The organism is Niabella sp. CPT15-335-S11 (assembly GCF_058792415.1).
Genome location: NZ_JBYTEI010000001.1, coordinates 160491 through 180356 on the forward strand (window position 1 = coordinate 160491; position 19866 = coordinate 180356).

The following is a 19866-nucleotide window of genomic DNA, read 5'->3' on the forward strand; positions in this document are numbered from 1 at the left end:
GACAAAAACGAGGGGTGGAAATCAGTGTAGAAACTAACCGAATACACGGATTTTCAGGAGATTGGGTGGTCCAATTTACGACTGGTGATCCTATAATTAGCAAAATATTATGATTTTTAACGAGTTAACGGCTGTATATTTGTACAACAAATGCTGAGAGCATTTAAAAAAGAGTTCGTTTAAAGATTTTTTCATATGGCAAGCAATCGTTAGAGGTCAGTCCGTTTCTACGGAAGGACCTTTTTTGTTTTTGGACCTTTCTAAGCCAGTTTACCAGATATACCCCAATTGAATACTTCCGTAGTGTTGTCCCTTCCGCTGCGTGAGGGACTGTTTATTTTCCGCCACCAGGGAGTAACCAAAATAGAACTTATTGCCGGAATAGAGGAAGCCCAGCCTCCCCTGAAGGAAGAAAGGGTTTAGTCTGCCTTGAATGACCTCCGGTTCTTTCTTGAACATGGTACCCTGCACCGTAGCATTATATGCCTGTAAATAAAGTGAAGGATAAAAAAACACAAAAAACTCGCGATTCTTTTTCTGGCTACCAGCATGGTTCCCCCAGAAAGCGGTAGAGCTGTTATTATTGAATCTGCCCAGGAGCAGCGCCGTCCCCACCATGGCATGGGTAAACATATTACCCACGGCTGCCCCCGCTACAGGCTTAATATCGAAGTGCCGGACGCGCGAAGGATCGAGCAAACGGGGGGACCAGATTGCTGATCCAGTCAGTCCCCATCCCGGTTTCAGTTGGTAGGGCCACTGCGGCGTTTCGTAAAGTTCCAGTTCACGGTGAATAAAATTCTGTACTTGCTCCCCAAAAGCCGGTTTCCCGATCAATCCGAACGACACGTCCCAGCCAAGCAGGTCTTCGCGCCGGTTAAAGTGGCGCTGACGGTAGGTCCCATATAGATAACCCGTGACCGGCCTGTCAATTTTACTGAAATTATAATGTCCATCCTCCGCGTTGTAAAGAAACTGCCCGATCTCAACCTGCTGTAGCTTCCGAGACAGGGCCGTATCACCCTGTTTGCGGCGCCATTGAAAATTTAGTTTGAGGCCATTCGTATAATATCCATCGTTATTGATGGAACTGTAGGAATCATTTTCTGTAACGATGCCGAACTGGTGGAAAAATTTTTTGTCCTGAGCTTCAACTTTTAGGGCGATTATAACCGGGAGTAAATAAAAAACCAATCGGAAAATGCTTGACATTGGAGATATCGGAGATCTGAGGAAAACGGGCAATATCACCCAATCTACAAATATATTGACAGGGAGTCATTATTTGGAACAATCCAGGGGGATTTAAATAAAAACACAGTATGAATTACGAATTATGGGATTACGAATTACGAGCCGGAACCTAAGTAGAAGTAAGCTAAACGAGTTCCTAACTACATCAAGTGCGTCATTTTTAGACGAAATCCACATCTTTAAAAATCATTCGTATTTCGTAATTGAATAGATTTCCCTTCACAGCTTAGTCTCCCTGGCACAGGAGCTAATTCCGTCGTATCTTTGCAGGATGAATCAGCGAAACATCCGCGACCTGGACGCCACAGAACTGGAATCCTATTTTTTATCGATCGGCGAAAAGAAATTCCGCGCCAGGCAGGTTTACGACTGGCTCTGGGTAAACCCTGTGCAGGATTTTGACGCCATGAGCAATGTCAGCAAGGAACTCAGGGAGCGGCTCCGGTCAGATTTCACCCTGCCGACACTCGCGACCGACGTTCTGCAGCGATCAGAGGACGGTACCCTGAAGTACCGCTTCAAAACGACTGAAGGATTCCTGACCGAAGGTGTGCTGATTCCCACGGAAGAACGCAAGACCGCCTGCGTAAGCTCTCAAATCGGCTGCAGCCTGAGTTGTAAATTTTGCGCAACCGGATACCTGGAAAGAAAACGCAACCTTCATTTCGATGAGATCTTTGATGAAGTGGCAATGATCAACAAGCAATCCCTGGACCTCTATGGCACGCGGCTTACCAATATCGTTTTCATGGGAATGGGCGAGCCCCTGCTTAACTACAGGAATGTGTTGAAGGCTATCGAAAAGATCACCTCACCCGAAGCCCTGGCCATGAGCCCGCGCCGCATCACAGTTTCCACAGCCGGTGTGGCCAAGCAAATCAGACAGCTCGGTGATGATAAAGTGAAGTTTAAACTGGCATTGTCACTGCATGCGGCAAACGATAAGAAACGCCATGAGATCATGCCCATCAATGATACGAATAATATAAAATCGTTGGTGGATGCCCTCAATTATTTCTACAAACAAACCCGTAATGAGATCACTTTCGAATACATTCTGTTCAACAATTTTAATGATTCTCTGGAGGACGCAGATGAACTGATCAGGATCTACCGCCAGGTACCGGCCGACCTGATTAATATTATCGAATACAACCCGATTGAGTTTGCGAGCTTCACCAAACCACCTGAAGAAAAAGTAAATGCCTTTATGCGGTACCTGGAAAAGAACCGGGTCAACGCCCGCCTGCGCCGGAGCAGAGGCAAGGATATTGACGCCGCCTGCGGACAACTGGCTAATAAGTAGGAAAATAAATTTAAAGGAAGCATTACCACACCCCTCTTCGGGGAACGCTCGCCATCACCCTGCGCCAGAGTTGAAATTTGGACTGACAATCCACCATATATTCTATGAGCATATATATCTAACGTCCCCGCCCGAACGTACCGTTCGGTATGGGCGGGTAGTATCTAACGTCTTTCACGAACCCCATACTAATACGCCCGGGCGAAAAGTACTCTTTGTTTGGACGGTTTGCCGCTCAGGATACAGACACCATCTTCACGCTGGCTGTCATCCAGCGGAACACACCGGATAGTGGCCTTTGATTTTTCTTTTATGATGGCTTCCGTTTCAGCGGTTCCGTCCCAGTGAGCCAAAACAAAACCGCCTTTTTCATCCAGTATCGCCATGAATTCATCCCAGGTATCTGCCCGGGTGATATGTTCGTCACGGTACAGTTTTGCCTTATGGAACATATTGTGCTGAATATCGCCCAGCAGCCCATCCACATACTGTGCAATACCATCCAGTTTCACGGTCTCTTTTTCTTTTGTATCTCTTCTCGCAACCTCTACCACATTATTTGCCAGATCACGGGCGCCAAGGGCCAGCCGCACGGGCACTCCCTTCAATTCGTATTCAGCAAATTTCCATCCAGGGCGGGCATTATCACTGTCGTCGTATTTGACTCGCACACCCAACCTCTTTAGTTGCTCCATGATTTCCAGTGCCTTTGCATCTATCTGGTCTTTTTGTTCCTGACCTTTGTAGATCGGCACAATCACGGCCTGTAAAGGCGCTATTTTGGGCGGCAGGATCAACCCCTGATCATCACTGTGCGCCATCACCAGCGCACCTACCAGCCGGGTACTTACCCCCCAGCTTGTCGCCCACACATATTCGAGTTGATTGTCACGATTCAGAAACTGCACATCAAAGGCCTTTGCAAAATTCTGACCCAGAAAATGGGATGTCCCTGCCTGAAGGGCTTTTCCATCCTGCATGAGGGTTTCAATACAATAGGTTTCTACCGCTCCTGCAAACCGCTCGCTTTCCGTTTTAACGCCTTTGACAACCGGAACGGCCATGAACTCTTCCACAAAATTCGCATATACATCCAGCATTCTAAGCGCTTCTTCCACCGCTTCCTGCTCGGTAGCATGCGCGGTATGCCCTTCCTGCCACAAAAACTCTGCAGTACGCAGAAATAACCGGGTCCTCATTTCCCAGCGAACCACATTTGCCCACTGGTTGACCAGCAAAGGCAGATCGCGGTAGCTTTGAATCCAGTCTTTATAAGTGTTCCAGATGATCGTTTCGCTGGTTGGCCTGACGATAAGTTCTTCTTCCAGCTTTGCAGCAGGGTCCACCACCACTCCACCCCCATCCGGGTCGTTCATTAACCTGTAGTGCGTAACCACGGCACATTCTTTGGCAAAACCTTCCACGTGAGCTGCTTCTCTGCTTAGAAAACTCTTGGGTATGAAAAGGGGGAAATAAGCATTCACATGCCCTGTATCTTTAAACATCCGGTCTAGCGCGTCGCGCATGTTTTCCCACAGGGTGAACCCGTAGGGTTTAATAACCATGCAACCTCTTACGGCTGAATAATCTGCCAGCCCTCCCTTCAGTACCAAATCGTTGTACCACTGGGCATAATCCTGTGCTCTTGGAGTAATTTCTTTGCTCATAAAACTTTGTTAATCGCCTAATGTTGTGATTAATAGCGTTCACCCCGGAAAGTATGTTAATTAACACCATGTTATGCATCCTTTTTGGAGAAAACACGTCAATATTAACGTAACTTTATGCCGGAAATAAGCAAAAATAGATTTTTACGGGTAAAGACGGGAAATATTGGTTACATTTTGAACAAACATAAATTAGGCCACAAATGAAAACTTCAACCTTATTGCTGCTGCTCGGCTTTGTCATCGTTTTTGGCGGATGCACCACCGCATACAAAACCGGTCAGACACCAGACGATGTTTATAGTTCCCCCGCGTCACCAGAATCAGAATACGTGAAGGCGAAAAAGACGGACGACAGGAGGTATCGCCAGTATGATGGAGAAGAATACCAGGATTATGAAGACTATGACGACCGTTATCTCCGGATGAAGGTGCGGAATCGATACCTGTGGAGTGACCTGGATGACTGGTACTACTATGGCAACAGATATAATTTCAGCTATTATAATAACTGGGGCTACTGGAATGACCCCTGGTACTGGAACAGTCCATGGTCACCGGTTAGCTACTGGAACATGTATTATAACCCTTACTGGAGCTCCTGGGGATGGGGCGGATTTTATGGAAGTTGGGGTATGAATTTCGGTTGGGGTGGCCGGTTTGGGGGATTCTGGGATCCTTGGTACAACCCCTGGTATAACCCCTGGTATGGAGGTTACTATGGTTGGGGTGGATACGGCTATTGGGACCCCTATCTTTATGGACCGGGTTACTGGACCGGTGGGACCAGGGCGGTTTATGGCCCCCGCGCGACTAATCTCAGGACTTACGACAGGAATATCGTGGGCCGAAATTCAACCGGAATTGACAATAACGGCGGATACCGGAGTACCTATGGGGTACGTAACCAGTCCAGCGTGAATACCAATTCCTCCAATTCCTCCGCCAGCGGCAGAGGGGCTAGCCTTAGGGAACGCTTTGGGGTGAGCAATAATGATTACAGAAGGCCTACTGAATCTTATAGCCGGCCAAGTAATATCGGCTCTTCCTATCCTTCTTCCTCCGGTTCATCGGTTGGAAGTGGCGGCAGTAGTTCTGGCGGCGGATCCCGCGGCGGCGGTGGTGGCAGCGCGCCCGGAAGGAGGTTCTGATCCGGTCCGTCAATCAAAACATGATCAATTACTCAATTAACCTTAATAAATGAAAAAATTAATTATTGCCACCCTTGGATTGTCTGCCTTTTACCTATCCTTCGGACAAACCCCGGAGGATGCCCTGAATGTATCGCGAACTACAGCTTCCGGAACCGCGCGGACACAAGCGCTGGGAGGCGCATCAGGCGCCATCGGCGGCGAAATTTCCACCATTTTCTCCAACCCGGCCAACATCGGTTTTTACCGTACCGGGGATGCCGTTCTTAGCCTGGGCTACAACGGGAACAGCACCAAAGGCACGTATTTCGGTACTACGGACAAAGCGAACAAGGGTAGTGTATTTTTAGGAACCTCGGGCGTCGTGCTCGGTAGGCCTTCCTATCGCGGTGGTGCAATAAAAAGTTCTGCCTTCGGTATCGCGGTGAACAGAACAGCAGATTATAATAATGATATTTACTATCGGGGTGAGAACAGGATCGGTTCTATGGGCCAGATGTGGATCAACGATGTGAAAGCCTTCGGTTACAACCAGTTCGGCTCAGACCTGGCATACCGTACTTACTGGATCGATAGTGCCAACGGCGGCCTGTATTCCCCGGCTCAGCAGATCATCAAATCCGGAGGATCACTGTTACAGGAACAAAGTATCAAAACCACCGGCGGTATCACCGAATTCGCTATTGCCGGCGCAGCAAATATCAATGACCATGTACTCCTGGGAGCTACTATCGGTTTACCTACGTTAAGATATGAAAGGGCCAGGGCCTTCACGGAGGCTGATAAATCCACTGCGAGCAATCATTTCGATTATGCTTATTTTGACGACGAGCTGACTACCCGCGGAGCTGGTATCAATGTAAAAGCAGGTATTGTTATCACACCGAATCAAAATTTCAGGATTGGTCTGGCAGCGCACACCCCAACTTTCTACTCTTTAACGGATCACTACACCGCCAGAGCCGGAGCTAAGACCGAAGGCCTTTCAGGTACAAATAATGAAGTAACGGCAGCCTCGGACGATGGGTCTTACCGGAATGACGGTGTTTCCGTATCGGACTACAATCTCCAAACGCCTTACCGGATCATCGGCAGTTTCGCGTGGATGCTGGGAAATATGGCGGAGGTTTCGGGACAGAAAGGATTCATCACCGCGGACCTGGAGTATGTCAACTATATGTCATCTAAGTTCACTTCGTCTGACAATAGTTACTCCAGTTATTTCAGAAATCTTAATACCTCGGTAAAAAATGCTTACCAGGGCGCCCTGAACGCGCGTGTAGGCGCTGAGCTGAAGTTCAATACCGTGATGGCCAGGATTGGGGGCGCTTATTATGGCAATCCATATAAAGATATTGCGGGTGAAAAAAGTGAACTCTACCAGGGAACGGCAGGCGTTGGATACCGTAACAGGGGCTTCTTCGTGGACCTGGGATTTGTACAGACTTTCGGGACAGATGTCAATTTTCCCTACCGCCTCGAAAACCGGAATTCTTTTCAGCCGGCGACCCTCAAGCCCAGTAACTCAAGGGTGTTGCTGACTTTAGGTTTCAAGATCTGACGTATATGAATTGCCTGATTAAAATAATCCAGGCTTGTACCTAATTTTGAGGCCCCCCGGTTCTGATCAGAACCGGGGGGCCTCATTTATTTTGGAACACCGCGGGTAGGCCCGCCGCACTCAATGTACACTTAAACCAGGGTAGCTTCCGCCGTAATATTGGTCTTCAACAACAGGCTTATTGGGCAGTTTTCCTTAGCTTCCTTTACACATTCCTGGAATTTAGCATTATCAATCCCCGGAACTTTAGCCGTCGTTTCCAGGTGGCTTCCTACAATGACCCCATTTTGGAAGTCGATGGTGCATTTGGTGTCGATGTTATCCGGGACAAATCCGGCTTCATTTAAAACAAAACTCAATTTCATCGTAAAACAACCGGCATGAGCGGCCGCTATCAGTTCTTCAGGATTGGTTCCCACGCCTTCCTCGAACCTGCTTTTGTAAGAGTACTGGACATCTTTCAATGCACCAGACTGAGTTGAATTAGTTCCTTTCCCATCCTTACCGGTGCCCTGCCAATTGGCGGTTGCATAACGTTTCATAATCTAGTATTTAAAGGTTATTAATAAAATCATCTTCTCGGTTCACTTCGATAGATTCCCTTTCGGGATCACGATCTTCCGGCTCCACCCATTCAAGTATAAAATTGTTCTTCCCCTCCCCGATCATAATCTTCAAATAATTTAACTGTACCAGTTCCAACAGCGCTAAAAAGAGAAAAATCGCGTGTACCCTGTTTTCGGCAACCACAAAGAGTTTCTCAAAAGAAACATTTTTTTCCTGCCCCGCAAGATCCAGCAAGTAATTGCGGCTGGCCTCCATCGTATAATTATAACGGACAACCGTATGCACCGGCTTGTTGATCTTGTCGCTGTAACGTTGCAGCGCTTTTTCAAACGCACGCATTAGCTTATAGAGGGATATAGCCTGAATTTCTGTACCTTCCCCGGCGTCTTCCCCCACCCTGGACAGTTCATGTTGTATATTACCCCGCTTCACCATCAGCATGCGGGTCGCTTCCAGCTCCGCCATTTGTGCCGAGGCCTCCTTGAACTGTTTATATTCAAGGATCTTGTTAACCAGCTCCAGTCTCGGATCAATTTCATTGCCCTGTGCATCCAACTCTTTGCGGGGGATCAGCATCCTGGCTTTGATACGCATCAGGGTTGACACGAAAAGTATAAACTCGCTCGAAAGCTCAATGTTCAGCGTTTCCTGCCCATGTATATAATCGAGAAAATCATTGGTGATCTGAGTTATAGGAATATTATAAATATCCAATTCATCCCTTTCAATAAAAAATAACAGGAGATCAAAAGGTCCCTCAAACTGTGATAACCTGATCTGGTAGGTAGGCGTTGCCAAAAGTTGCTTGTTTAAATAAATCTAAAATCTAACGTCTAACATCTAAGGTCTCAAAAAATAAAGCCCTACTTTAGCAGCAGGACTTTACAAATGTAATGAAATTAGGATTTCCCACCCCAGAAGTATTATTTCTGTAGTGCGTCCCTGATCTCAGTGAGTAATTTTTCCGATACTGTTGGCTCGGGGGGCGGTGCCGGCGCTTCCGATTTCTTCATTCTGTTGATGCCCTTTACCATCCAGAAAATAACCAGGGCCAGGAGCAAAAAGTTAATGGCCACCGTAATAAAATTTCCATAGGCGAAAATGGTGACATCGGCAATTTTTCTCGCCTCCTCCAGTTTGGTCCCCGGGGGAACACTGCCCTTCAGGACCAGGTACAGGCTGCTGAAATCCGGTTTGCCGATGATCGCACCTACAATGGGCATGATCAGGTCATCAATAACACTGGTGACGATCTTTCCAAAAGCCGCACCGATGATAACACCAACGGCCAGGTCAATAGCATTGCCTTTAACGGCAAACTCCTTGAATTCTTTTACCATTCCCATGTTACTAAGTTTTTGTTTGTGATTTAAAAGATTTTGAGATCTTAAAAATATGTCTTTTCAATCAATTTATTTAGGGCTGGCGGACAAAACCGGAAATTTCATATCCAATTTCTTGAGCATGTCCCTCAGGGATTTAGCTATAATGTGTTCTTTATACCAATTCTGATCAGCGGGAACAATAATCCAGGCTGGCTTATCGCAGCGCTTGAAGCAATCTTCATAAACGGCGTAGTATTTATCTCTCAGGCCGGCTTCCTGAAAATCACGGGCATTATATTTCCACATCTTGGTTGGATCGGAAACCCTTTCCTTCAGGCGTTCCTCCTGCTCCTTTTCGGACACATGGAGATAAAACTTCAGGATATGGGTATTACCGTGTTCCATCAGCAGTTGCTCGAAACCATTGATCCGCTCCATTCGTTTCGCAGCCAGTTCATCATCACACCAGCCGTGAACCCTGGTTACCAGCACATCTTCATAGTGCGACCGGTTGAAGACCTGTATCCTGCCTTTGGCCGGCGTGTTTTTATGAATTCTCCAGAGAAAATCGTGCGACAATTCTTCATCAGTGGGCACTTTAAAGGATGTTACATCCACGCCCTGCGGATTCATGCGCCCAAACACCTTGCGGATCGCACCGTCTTTTCCGCTGGCATCCATACCCTGCAAAACCACCAGGATGGCATGCTTGCTCTCCGCGTATAAAAGGTTTTGAAGATCATCTAGCTCCTGAAGGATCTTTTCCGTCTCGGCACGGGTGGACTCTTTGTCGAAGCCCTTTGGCGCACGGGTATCCGTTTTTCTTAAGTCAATGGCCGGCATATTGAATATATTTAGCTAAAAAAACCTAAGTAAAAAACCGGGAGGCTACAATCCTCCCAAAAGTTCTAAAATGCTAAATCGCCATAATTTCCCTTTCCTTGTTCGCCAGGTGCTTTTCAATCAGGCTGATGTAGCGGTCGGTCAACTGCTGCACCTTTAACTCCGCATCCCTTGCGCCATCTTCACTGAGCCCATCTTTCTGCAGTTTTTTGATCGCTTCAACGGCGTCTCTGCGCCCACTGCGAACACCTACCCTTGAGGCCTCTCCTTCGTTGTGGCTCTTTTTTACAAGCTCTTTCCTCCTTTCTTCCGTAAGGGGCGGCAGGAACAGCCTGATATTAACCCCATCATTCTGAGGGTTGATACCAATGTTCGCCGCGATGATGGCCCTTTCGATGGGTTGAAGCATATTCTTCTCCCAGGGTTGAATATTCAGGGTTCGGGCATCCAGTACAGTAACATTGGCAACCTGATTAATGGGGACATGGGCTCCGTAATAATCAACAACAATACCATCTACAATCTGAAGCGAGGCTTTTCCAGCTCTTATTTTAGCAAGCCCGGCCTCCAGATGCGAAATGGCCCTCTTCATACTCTCTTCTGCAACTTCCAATAGCGTGTTTAAACGGTCTTCCATGATATCTAATGGGTTTGGTGAACACAAATGTAACTAAATCCGGGTGATGGCAAAGGGGGCGGCAACACCATGCAATTTAATTCCGGTGATCATTGCGCATTTCCAGAGTGCAGTTCCTCTTTGGAGTCGATATTGATGACTTTGGAAGAAAATGATCTCATCCCCCGCATTTTTTCGGAATATCGCGACGTTGCAGTGATTCGTCGTCCCGGATGGGTCAGGTGGAGCACACCCATAGACATAAAGCAAACGAAAAATAAACCGGCTATGATCCACGTATCGCCAATGCCACGAAGCAGGTAAGCAGCAGCAATCAGGACGATGTTCGCCGTTACGCATATGAACGTGGCCGTTGAGTGCCTGAAGCCGCGGTCGATTAACAGATGGTGCACATGGTTCCTGTCGGGAGAAAACGGTGATCTTCCCTTCAGCATCCGGATCATAAACACCCGTATCGTGTCGGCCAGCGGGAGAATAAGAACCGAAATACCAAGGGCGACCGCACTCCCCAATGGCAATCCAGACGTAGGTGAAGTTGCCTCTGAAATAAACTTCAGCGAAAGCACGGCGAGCACCATGCCTACCAGCAGCGAACCGGAATCTCCCATGAATATCTTAGCAGGCTGATAATTGAAAATCAGAAATGCCATCAGGCTACCGGAAAGAGCGAAGGCGAAAGCAGCATACGCGGGCAACCCCGCGAAATAAAAATAAGTGCCGAAAAGCAGGCTGGACAACAGGCCCAGGCTGCCTGCCAAACCGTCAATGCCATCAATCAGGTTGTATGCATTGATGATCAGGATAATGGTGATATAGGTCAGGGGAACCCCCAATGAGGGCTCCAGCGTTTCAATGCCGGCTATTCCGTAAAGGCTTGTTATCCGGATCCCTGCCATCTGGACGATCAGGGCAGCGGCAATGAACTGTGCTACGAACTTCTTGGTGGCAGAAAGCGCAATGATATCGTCCTTTAAACCGATAAAAAAGATTAGAAAAGCGGCAGCAAACAGGTATTGAAAATGACCCTGACCTGAATAATCCACACCAACCAGGTTCCCGAAAATGAAACCCAGAAAAATACCGATACCTCCTAGAGAGGCGATGGGCTGTGTGTGCAGTTTTCTCCGGTCCGGCACATCATACAACTTCTTCTTATCCGCGATCAGAATAATAACCGGCATAGCCAAAAAAGTGACTACGTAGGCAATTAGCGTTGTAATCAGTGTTTGAAACATCAGATAAGGTTTGGGCAAAAGTACATAATGCACCTAATAAACGATCCCCTAGACGTTCTATTTTTTTTGAATCCGTTAAAATTAGGTACAAACGGTAGGTTTAAAGATACGGCATTCCGACATTTGAAAAAAAGATTTTGAAAGTATAATAATTTTTATATTATTGTGGCTAATTGAAATTAATTAATATCCCGAAAAAATGAGTAAACAGTTGTACAGCCTGGAATATCCCGTTCGTTGCTCTCCGTCTATTTTGTTCGAATTTCTGGCGACAACCACCGGCCTCAGCGAATGGTTTGCGGAGTCGGTTGACGAAAGGGACGGCACTTTCTATTTCGGGTGGAATGGTTCATATGAGGAGGCAGAAGTCGTGGATCAGGAACAGGATAAATTTATCCGTTTTCGCTGGACAGCATCGCCTAAAAATGAATACTTCGAATTCAGGATCGAGAAATCTGAGATCACTAACCAAACCATCCTGGTCATTACAGATTTTGCCGAGAAAAGAGAGGTCAAAGATCAAACCCAACTCTGGGACTACCAGGTAAAAGAACTCTTTCACCGGCTCGGAAACTGAGTTCCGGGATACCGGGTTGACCCAGACTATCCAGATAACCGAAACAATTTAATCACCGCGCTTGAAAAAGTTAGATAAACTTATTATCAAATCTTTCATTGGGCCTTTCGTGGCTACTTTTTTCATTACCCTCTTTGTGCTGGTGATGCAGTTTTTCTGGTTGTGGATCGATGATTTTGTTGGCAAAGGCCTTGATGCGCTGACTATTCTGACTTTCATCTGGTATCAGAGCGCGGTACTGATACCGCTGGCGCTGCCACTGGCGGTGCTTCTTTCCTCACTGATGACCTTTGGAAACCTGGGCGAAACCTTTGAGCTGGTTGCGATCAAATCGGCAGGGATTTCCCTGCTGCGGTTCATGAGCCCCCTGTTTGTAGTTGCTGTTGCCATCGGTATCGGCGCATTCCTCTTTTCCAATTTCGTGATACCCGTAGCCAACCTCAAGGCCCGGACCTTACTCGCCGATATTGTGTTGGCCAAACCCGCATTTGCCATCCAGGAGGGCGTATTTTATGATAAACTGGACGGATTTGCCATCAAAATCGGTACGAAAGAACCCAATGACAGCGTGATCAGGGATGTTATCGTGTATGAGCAAAACAATTCACTCCAGGACAATTTCATCGTGGCGAAAAGCGGAATCATGAAACCCTCGCCAGATAAGCATTTCCTGGATATCCATTTCAAAAACGGCTGGAGATACCAGGAGCGGGGCAACCCCTCAGACTCATCCACGGAATATATTCGACTGGGGTTCAAAGACTATAAAAAACAGTTCGATATCAGCTCTTTCAATTTTAAAGCTTCTGCCGACAGCAACAACCGGAACAATGAGAGAGTTTACAGCATGCGGCAATTGGATGTAGCCATCGATTCTATGTCCAGATTCGCGAAGGCGGATAAGGAAAGATTCGACCTGAATATGATGGCCAGTTTTGGATTGTTAGCTTATCCCGACAGCGTAACTCAGGGCAGTTCCATTCCTGATTCTGTATTTAATTTCAGAAAAAACAGGGCCGCTTATATGGGCATCACCGGCTACCGGCGTGCGATGGCCGGACAGGTGGCCGACAGCCTGAAACGGATACTGAAAAACGGCCCTCAGGTCCGGAAGAAACCTAAAATCGCCGTTCCAGATACGCGCAAAACTGTTTTAACCCGTGTGGACACAGCGTCAAAGCCGCGGACAGACGCCAAGCTCGCCGCCGTTACCGCGAATGACAGCGCCGCCGGCAAAGTTACCGGGAAAGACAGTGCTACGGCCAGGAAGACAGATTCGGCTCATTCCCATGCTGCATTACTGAGCACGAAGAAAGAAACGAGAGATCCCGCCTCTTTCGATGCTATCCTGCCCGACAGCGCCCGGCAGTCAATAAACGAGCGGGCTCTTGGCGTGATTTCGTCGGCCAAAAGTAATATCGAGACAAATGAAAACACTCTCGGAGAACAATTCAAAGATTTGAGGAGATACAAGATCGAATGGCACCGGAAGATTTCGCTGGCTCTGGCATGTGTGGTCCTGTTCATGATCGGGGCGCCGCTGGGTTCCATTATCCGTAAAGGAGGCTTGGGTACCCCCCTGATTTTTGCGATCACCTTTTTTATGATCTTTTATTTTGTCTCCACCAGGGGTGAAAAACTGGCTAAGGAAGGCGTCATTACTCCTTTCCATGGCATGTGGCTGGCTACTTATGTACTGGTGCCCATCGGGTTGTTCCTGACTTACAAAGCCATGCACGATTCAAATTTGTTTAATAAGGAATTTTATGTCCGCCTAAAACGCAATTTACTTCGTTGGGTGGGCAGAATAAAATCAGGTCGACAGGTGAACGGTCAGGAGAACCTTAAGGAAAATGATGGGGTCTCATAATAGAAAACAATTTTCCCGGCGGATGAATTGATTTTATATATAGATGGAAAAAGAAAATCCGGCGAAGCAGAATTTTAAGATCCAGAAAATCGTGGCTACGGTCTCCGTGACCCTGCTTATTGTAAAATTTATTGCCTATTATCTAACCGGGTCCATCGCCGTGCTTTCAGATGCTCTGGAAAGCATCGTGAATGTGGTCGCCGGGTTTATAGGCTTGTACAGCCTGTATGTAGCGGCGCTGCCGCGGGATTTCAACCACCCCTACGGCCACGGGAAGGCCGAATTTCTGTCTGCAGGCGTCGAAGGAACGCTGATCGGCATCGCGGGGATCACGATCATCTGGAAGGCAATCAGCCAGCTTATCAACCCTCAGGAATTAAAACAGCTTGACCTGGGTATTTACCTGATTGGTTTGACTGCCATTATTAATTACGGTGTAGGGACCTACTGCGTGCTCAAGGGTAGGAAGAACAATTCCATAGCTTTGCAGGCCAGCGGAAAGCATCTCCAGACCGACACCTATTCCACGGGTGGGGTTGTGGTCGGGCTAATCCTGGTCTACTTCACAAAAATTGCATGGATCGATGCAGCAGTAGCTATCCTGCTTGCCCTCTATATTCTTTCTGCAGCTTATAAGATAATCCGGGAATCTGTGGCAGGCATCATGGACGAAGCAGACTCCAGGCTGCTTGTGGGGCTGGTCAGTACGCTCAACCGGAACCGACAGGAGAATTGGGTGGACCTTCACAACCTGCGGGTCATCAAGTATGGCAGCGTGTACCATATAGATTGTCACCTTTCGGTCCCATGGTATATTAATGTGCACGAAGCACACCGGGAAATTGATAAACTGACGGAACTGATCAAGAAACATTATGGTGAAAGCATTGAGTTATTTGCCCATGCCGATGGTTGCCTGGAATTCCAATGCCCCATTTGTAATAAACAAAACTGCCCCGAAAGAAAACACCCTTTTGAACACCGGATCGAATGGACCCTGGAAAACGTTGTTTCCAATAAAAAACATAACTCTCCGGAAAGTTTATTAAATTTATAGACTAATATTCGTTTGTAATCAGAACAATTGTAATTCATGCTATCTAAAAAATCGCAATATGCTATCAAAGCCTTGTCATACCTGGCCTCCAGGCAACAGGAAGGTCCGGTTCTGATCTCGGAAATTGCGGCTAAGAAAAAAATACCGATCAAGTTTCTTGAAAATATTCTGCTGGAACTGAAGAAGGGCGGTATCCTGGAAAGCAAGAAAGGCAAAGGCGGCGGATATTATTATAAAATAGATCCATCGACGGTGAAAGTGTCGACCGTCCTCCGCATGATCAACGGGCCCATTGCTATGCTTCCTTGCGTAAGCCTTTACTTTTATGAACGATGTAAGGATTGTGACGAAAAGCAATGCACCCTCCACGACCTGATGATAGAGGTCCGGGACGTTACCCTCGCTGTCCTGGAAAACAGGATGCTGAGCGATCTGAAAGATTGAGATTCATCTAGGATATTACCACATTTATTTATTCGATAATTTTTTAATGAAAATATGGTTGGTGATTTTAAAGGGTTCAATCACAAACGGCCTGCAAAATAAACGGAATGTTATTTTTGAGAGAGTCACGGCAAGTTGCTATAAAAGTCGCAATCTGGTATAACTTCTAAATATACGATATTCTGGCAATATAAAAAAATAAATTTGGCCCATCGTAATAGATTGATTATCAGCTATTCATACCCAGACGACCGCTGCGTGTTTCTGCATTTGTGAATTTCAGGCCGAAAAAAGTGTATCCCTAGGAGCGCGACCTTCGGGGGCAAAACCCTGCCTGCCTGCATCAGGATTTCATGCAATAGTACATTCATGTCTCATTGATAATCATTTGCTTAGATACTCCCATTCAAAAAAATGGTGGTTTTTTTAAAAAAATAATAGTCCATCGGATTGGTAGATTACTAAAAGCTTTAAATTTGCATTCTTTAACTATTAAAATCTGTGTTTATGTCATTAAGATTAGGTGATATTGCCCCCGATTTTGTTGCACAATCCACCGAAGGTGAAATCCGGTTTCACGAATTCCTCGGAAACGGCTGGGGAATTTTATTCTCGCACCCCGCAGACTATACACCCGTTTGCACCACTGAACTTGGCCGTACAGCACTTCTGAAGGATGAGTTCGCAAAAAGGAACACTCGCGTGCTTGCAGTGAGTGTAGATCCGCTCGACAGCCATCTGGGTTGGAAAAGCGATATCGATGAGACCCAGCATTGCCACGTGGATTTCCCCATCCTCGCAGATCCCAACAAAGAAATCGCCACGCTTTATGACATGATTCATCCTAACGCGTCTGCAACAGCTACGGTACGTTCCCTGTTCGTCATCGGCCCCGATAAAAAAATAAAACTGACCATTACTTACCCAGCATCTACCGGCAGGAATTTTTATGAGGTTTTGAGGGTACTGGATTCTCTGCAGCTTGGAGCACAATATGCTGTGGCAACTCCGGCAGACTGGCAACCGGGCGAAGACGTTATTATTTCGACTTCTGTGAGCACGGAAGACGCACAACAAAAATTCCCGAAAGGCGTTAAAGAAGTCAAGCCCTACCTGCGTTATACGCCGCAGCCAGGCTCGTAACTCATAACTGATTGATCCGGCACGCCACCCGGTGGATACTCATCAAAATGGCATGCCTTTAAATATAATCTTTGTTTACACAGGAGGAAATAGAACAAATAGACCAGGCTTCGTTGCCAGATGCGCTATCGCTGGTCGTAAACCGGTTCCCGGAGACAACCGTATTCTCCTCGTCCCTGGGACAGGAAGACCAGGTCATTACAGATGCTTTGGTTAAACAGCATCTTCCGGTCAGGATATTCACCCTGGACACCGGCAGGCTTTTCAATGAAACCTATGAGTTGCTTGAAAGGACGAACGCCCGTTATAAGATCAATATCCAGGTTTACTTTCCAGAAGCAGCCGATGTAGAAAAATATGTGAATACAAAAGGCGTGAATGCTTTTTACGAGTCCGTAGAGAATCGGAAGGAATGCTGCTATATCCGCAAGGTGAAGCCGCTTAACAGGGCCCTGAAGGGCGCCGACATCTGGATCACCGGGCTACGTAGTGAACAAAGCGACAACCGGAAGGAGATGTCCATACTTGAATGGGATGAAGCGCGGAACTTGTATAAATTTAACCCGCTGATTCATTGGTCGTACCAACAAATGCTGGATTACATCAAAGACCATAATGTTCCGTACAACCCCCTGCACGACAAGGGCTATATCAGTATTGGTTGTGCGCCCTGTACAAGGGCCGTCGGGCCCGGCGAAGACCCCCGCTCCGGAAGATGGTGGTGGGAAACTTCGCAAAAAGAATGCGGCTTGCACAATCGGTCCAATTCCTGATTTTATGAGATCCGATTCATCAATAAGAACCGCATCCAACTGGCATCAAGTTTCAATTAAAATACTGAAAGATCTCAAAAACCCGGCGTTCAACGCTTGCCGGGAATTTCTCCGCTCAGCTACAGATATTTTCAGATTTAAATGGCATAATTAAGATTAATGATTTCAACGTCCCGGTCCGGGACGACCATCCCTTGAATAAAAAAGAAGCTACTAGTGGTAACTACACTTAAATATCTCGAACAACTGGAAGCCGAAAGCATCTATATCATGCGTGAGGTAGCGGCCCAGTTTGAAAAGCCCGCGCTGTTATTCAGCGGCGGAAAGGATTCCATCACGCTCGTGCAATTGGCCAAAAAAGCGTTTGCCCCCGGAAAAATTCCTTTTCCGCTGGTACACATTGATACCGGACACAACTTTCCTGAAGCGCTGGCCTATCGCGACAAACTGGCCGCGCAACTCAATGCCACCCTGATCGTGCGTAAAGTAGAGGACACGATCCGTCAAAGAAACCTCAGTGAGCCCAAAGGGAAATTTGCAAGCCGGAACTGGCTTCAAACCCATACCCTGCTCGATACCATTGAAGAGTTCAAGTTTGATGCCTGCATCGGCGGCGCACGGAGGGATGAAGAAAAAGCAAGAGCAAAAGAGAGAATATTTTCAGTGAGAGACGAATTCGGGCAATGGGAACCGAAATTACAGCGCCCCGAACTGTGGAACATTTACAATGGACGGATTCATAAAGGAGAAAATGTAAGGGTATTCCCTATCAGTAACTGGACCGAACTGGATGTCTGGAATTATATCCGAAAGGAGAAAATTCAGCTTCCTTCTATTTATTTTGCTCATTACCGCGACGTCATTGAATACGAAGGTCAGTTGGTTGCCGTTTCCGATTTTATTCAGATCGATGAAAGTGATGTTATCCTGAAGAAAAAAGTTCGCTACCGTACTGTCGGTGATATGACCTGCACGGCAGCGGTGGAGTCGAACGCGGCGACCCTGGATGAAGTGGTGAACGAAATTATTGCCACACGGATCTCAGAACGCGGTGAAACCCGCATCGACGATAAGGTGACTGAAGCAGCCATGGAGGACCGGAAAAAAGGCGGATATTTCTAGATTATAGTCTGAAAAAAATCATAAATCCTTCCGCCCCGGCGGAACTTAAAATTAAAAAATTGGATATTCTTCGATTTATAACCGCAGGTAGTGTAGATGATGGGAAAAGCACGCTAATAGGTCGTTTATTGTACGACAGTAAAAGTATCCTGGTGGACCAACTGGAGGCCCTGGAAAAACAATCCAGGAATAAAAACGCCGATGGCATTGACCTGGCGCTGCTGACCGATGGACTGCGCGCGGAAAGGGAACAGGGCATAACCATTGATGTCGCCTACCGTTATTTTTCCACCCCAAAGAGAAAATTTATCATCGCCGACGCTCCCGGACATGTGCAATACACGCGTAATATGATCACCGGGGCATCAAATTCTTCGCTGATCGTTATCCTCATCGATGCACGGGCTGGTGTCATTGAACAAACGCGGCGCCATTCCATCATTGCCACCCTGCTGAAAATAAAACACGTTGTAGTGGCGATTAACAAAATGGACCTGGTTGACTACGCAGAAGAAACCTTCAACCAGATAAAGGAAGATTACGAAGGAGTAGCCAGGCAATTGCGGCTGACTAACGTAACCTATATTCCAATTTGTGCACTGAATGGTGATAATATTGTAGATCCTTCAACCCATATGAGCTGGTACACCGGACTGCCTTTGCTGCAGTTCCTGGAGGAAGTGGAAGTTGCCGAGGATATCAATTACACTGATCCGCGTTTCCAGGTACAGTATGTGGTGCGCCCCCAGACGAAAGAACTGCCGGATTACCGTGGCTATGCGGGGGAAGTGATCAGCGGCGTTTACAAAAAAGGCGATAAAATAAAAGTGCTTCCACAGGAAATTGAAACGACGATCACGCGGATTGAGTCGGCCGGTACAGAAGTAGAAGAAGCAATAGCCGGGCAACCCGTTATCCTGCATATTGAGCATGATATCGATATCAGCCGGGGTGACACTTTTGCGAACGTGAATAACCTGCCAAAAGTGGCGAATGAGCTGGAAGTATTATTGTGCTGGCTGGACAACAAGCCGCTGACACAAGGCAATAAATACTACCTGCAGCATAGAACAAAGCTGGTGAAGACCATTGTTCGTGAAATTGAATACAAAATGGATGTGAACTCGCTGAAACGGACGGAAGTGACCGAAAACGTCAGACTTAATGAAGTCGTAAGGGCCCGGATCAAAACGGTTACGCCGATTGTGTATGACTCTTTTGAGCAACTCGCCGATACCGGCAGCGCCATCCTGATTGATGAAACCAGCAACAGCACCGTAGCAGCGGTTATGTTCGTATAAAATCCGGGCTATTTCAATGACCCAAACCCTCAG

At 47.0% G+C, this 19866-nt stretch carries 19 protein-coding genes; 11 read left to right on the top strand and 8 right to left on the bottom strand.

The annotated features are described in order from the left end of the window. Positions 1-270: 270 nt before the first annotated feature. Positions 271-1212: a lipid A-modifier LpxR family protein gene (locus AC3WS5_RS00675; RefSeq protein WP_492465259.1), complete on the bottom strand. Its 942-nt coding sequence runs from the start codon at positions 1210-1212 to the stop codon at positions 271-273. A gap of 313 nt (positions 1213-1525) precedes the next feature. Here AC3WS5_RS00675 and rlmN point away from each other — a divergent pair, with 313 nt between their 5' ends. Next, the gene (rlmN, locus tag AC3WS5_RS00680) at positions 1526-2560 is read left to right on the top strand and encodes a dual-specificity RNA methyltransferase RlmN (RefSeq protein ID WP_492465260.1); all 1035 of its coding nucleotides are present in this window, start codon (positions 1526-1528) and stop codon (positions 2558-2560) included. Positions 2561-2748: 188 nt separating this feature from the next. Here the strand turns inward: rlmN and proS are convergent, their stop codons facing one another. Next, positions 2749-4227 (bottom strand): proline--tRNA ligase, encoded by a 1479-nt coding sequence (gene proS, locus AC3WS5_RS00685; RefSeq protein WP_492465261.1) that lies wholly within the window; start codon positions 4225-4227, stop codon positions 2749-2751. A 203-nt stretch (positions 4228-4430) separates the two neighbouring features. On the opposite strand from proS, the gene AC3WS5_RS00690 reads away from it, so the two are divergent. Further along, the gene (locus AC3WS5_RS00690) at positions 4431-5378 is read left to right on the top strand and encodes a hypothetical protein (RefSeq protein WP_492465262.1); all 948 of its coding nucleotides are present in this window, start codon (positions 4431-4433) and stop codon (positions 5376-5378) included. 49 nt (positions 5379-5427) lie between these two features. Further along, positions 5428-6939 (top strand): OmpP1/FadL family transporter, encoded by a 1512-nt coding sequence (locus AC3WS5_RS00695; RefSeq protein ID WP_492465263.1) that lies wholly within the window; start codon positions 5428-5430, stop codon positions 6937-6939. 131 nt (positions 6940-7070) lie between these two features. Here the strand turns inward: AC3WS5_RS00695 and AC3WS5_RS00700 are convergent, their stop codons facing one another. From AC3WS5_RS00700 to AC3WS5_RS00725, 6 genes are all read right to left on the bottom strand, one after another. Then, positions 7071-7481 carry an OsmC family protein gene (locus tag AC3WS5_RS00700; RefSeq protein ID WP_492465264.1) on the bottom strand — a complete coding sequence of 137 codons (411 nt, stop codon included), beginning with the start codon at positions 7479-7481 and terminating at the stop codon, positions 7071-7073. 10 nt (positions 7482-7491) lie between these two features. Further along, complete coding sequence (locus tag AC3WS5_RS00705) at positions 7492-8304, bottom strand: segregation and condensation protein A (RefSeq protein ID WP_492465265.1); 813 nt, start codon at positions 8302-8304, stop codon at positions 7492-7494. 125 nt (positions 8305-8429) lie between these two features. Continuing rightward, on the bottom strand, positions 8430-8852 hold the full coding sequence (mscL, locus tag AC3WS5_RS00710; RefSeq protein WP_492465266.1) for a large conductance mechanosensitive channel protein MscL: 423 nt from the start codon (positions 8850-8852) through the stop codon (positions 8430-8432). A gap of 66 nt (positions 8853-8918) precedes the next feature. Continuing rightward, positions 8919-9674, bottom strand: coding sequence for a PPK2 family polyphosphate kinase (locus AC3WS5_RS00715; RefSeq protein WP_492465267.1), 756 nt, complete (start codon positions 9672-9674; stop codon positions 8919-8921). Positions 9675-9747: 73 nt separating this feature from the next. After that, positions 9748-10311: a ribosome recycling factor gene (gene frr / locus AC3WS5_RS00720; protein ID WP_492465268.1), complete on the bottom strand. Its 564-nt coding sequence runs from the start codon at positions 10309-10311 to the stop codon at positions 9748-9750. A gap of 89 nt (positions 10312-10400) precedes the next feature. Continuing rightward, a complete protein-coding gene (locus AC3WS5_RS00725; protein WP_492465269.1) occupies positions 10401-11546 on the bottom strand; it encodes a glycosyltransferase family 4 protein in 1146 nt (381 codons plus the stop codon). Between the two features lie 199 nt (positions 11547-11745). On the opposite strand from AC3WS5_RS00725, the gene AC3WS5_RS00730 reads away from it, so the two are divergent. The 8 genes from AC3WS5_RS00730 to AC3WS5_RS00765 all read left to right on the top strand — a co-directional run bounded on the left by AC3WS5_RS00730 (position 11746) and on the right by AC3WS5_RS00765 (position 19833). Beyond that, the gene (locus AC3WS5_RS00730) at positions 11746-12123 is read left to right on the top strand and encodes an START-like domain-containing protein (protein ID WP_492465270.1); all 378 of its coding nucleotides are present in this window, start codon (positions 11746-11748) and stop codon (positions 12121-12123) included. A gap of 61 nt (positions 12124-12184) precedes the next feature. Continuing rightward, positions 12185-13993, top strand: coding sequence for an LptF/LptG family permease (locus AC3WS5_RS00735; RefSeq protein WP_492465271.1), 1809 nt, complete (start codon positions 12185-12187; stop codon positions 13991-13993). 43 nt (positions 13994-14036) lie between these two features. Continuing rightward, positions 14037-15050, top strand: a complete 1014-nt coding sequence (locus tag AC3WS5_RS00740) for a cation diffusion facilitator family transporter (RefSeq protein ID WP_492465272.1) — start codon at positions 14037-14039, stop codon at positions 15048-15050. Positions 15051-15086: 36 nt separating this feature from the next. Then, complete coding sequence (locus AC3WS5_RS00745) at positions 15087-15494, top strand: RrF2 family transcriptional regulator (protein WP_492465273.1); 408 nt, start codon at positions 15087-15089, stop codon at positions 15492-15494. A gap of 507 nt (positions 15495-16001) precedes the next feature. Next, positions 16002-16637, top strand: coding sequence for a peroxiredoxin (locus AC3WS5_RS00750; protein ID WP_492465274.1), 636 nt, complete (start codon positions 16002-16004; stop codon positions 16635-16637). A 71-nt stretch (positions 16638-16708) separates the two neighbouring features. Further along, the gene (locus AC3WS5_RS00755; protein WP_492465275.1) at positions 16709-17410 is read left to right on the top strand and encodes a phosphoadenylyl-sulfate reductase; all 702 of its coding nucleotides are present in this window, start codon (positions 16709-16711) and stop codon (positions 17408-17410) included. Between the two features lie 216 nt (positions 17411-17626). Further along, complete coding sequence (gene cysD / locus AC3WS5_RS00760) at positions 17627-18532, top strand: sulfate adenylyltransferase subunit CysD (protein ID WP_492465276.1); 906 nt, start codon at positions 17627-17629, stop codon at positions 18530-18532. Between the two features lie 59 nt (positions 18533-18591). Next, positions 18592-19833, top strand: coding sequence for a sulfate adenylyltransferase subunit 1 (locus tag AC3WS5_RS00765; protein WP_492465277.1), 1242 nt, complete (start codon positions 18592-18594; stop codon positions 19831-19833). Positions 19834-19866: the final 33 nt, after the last annotated feature.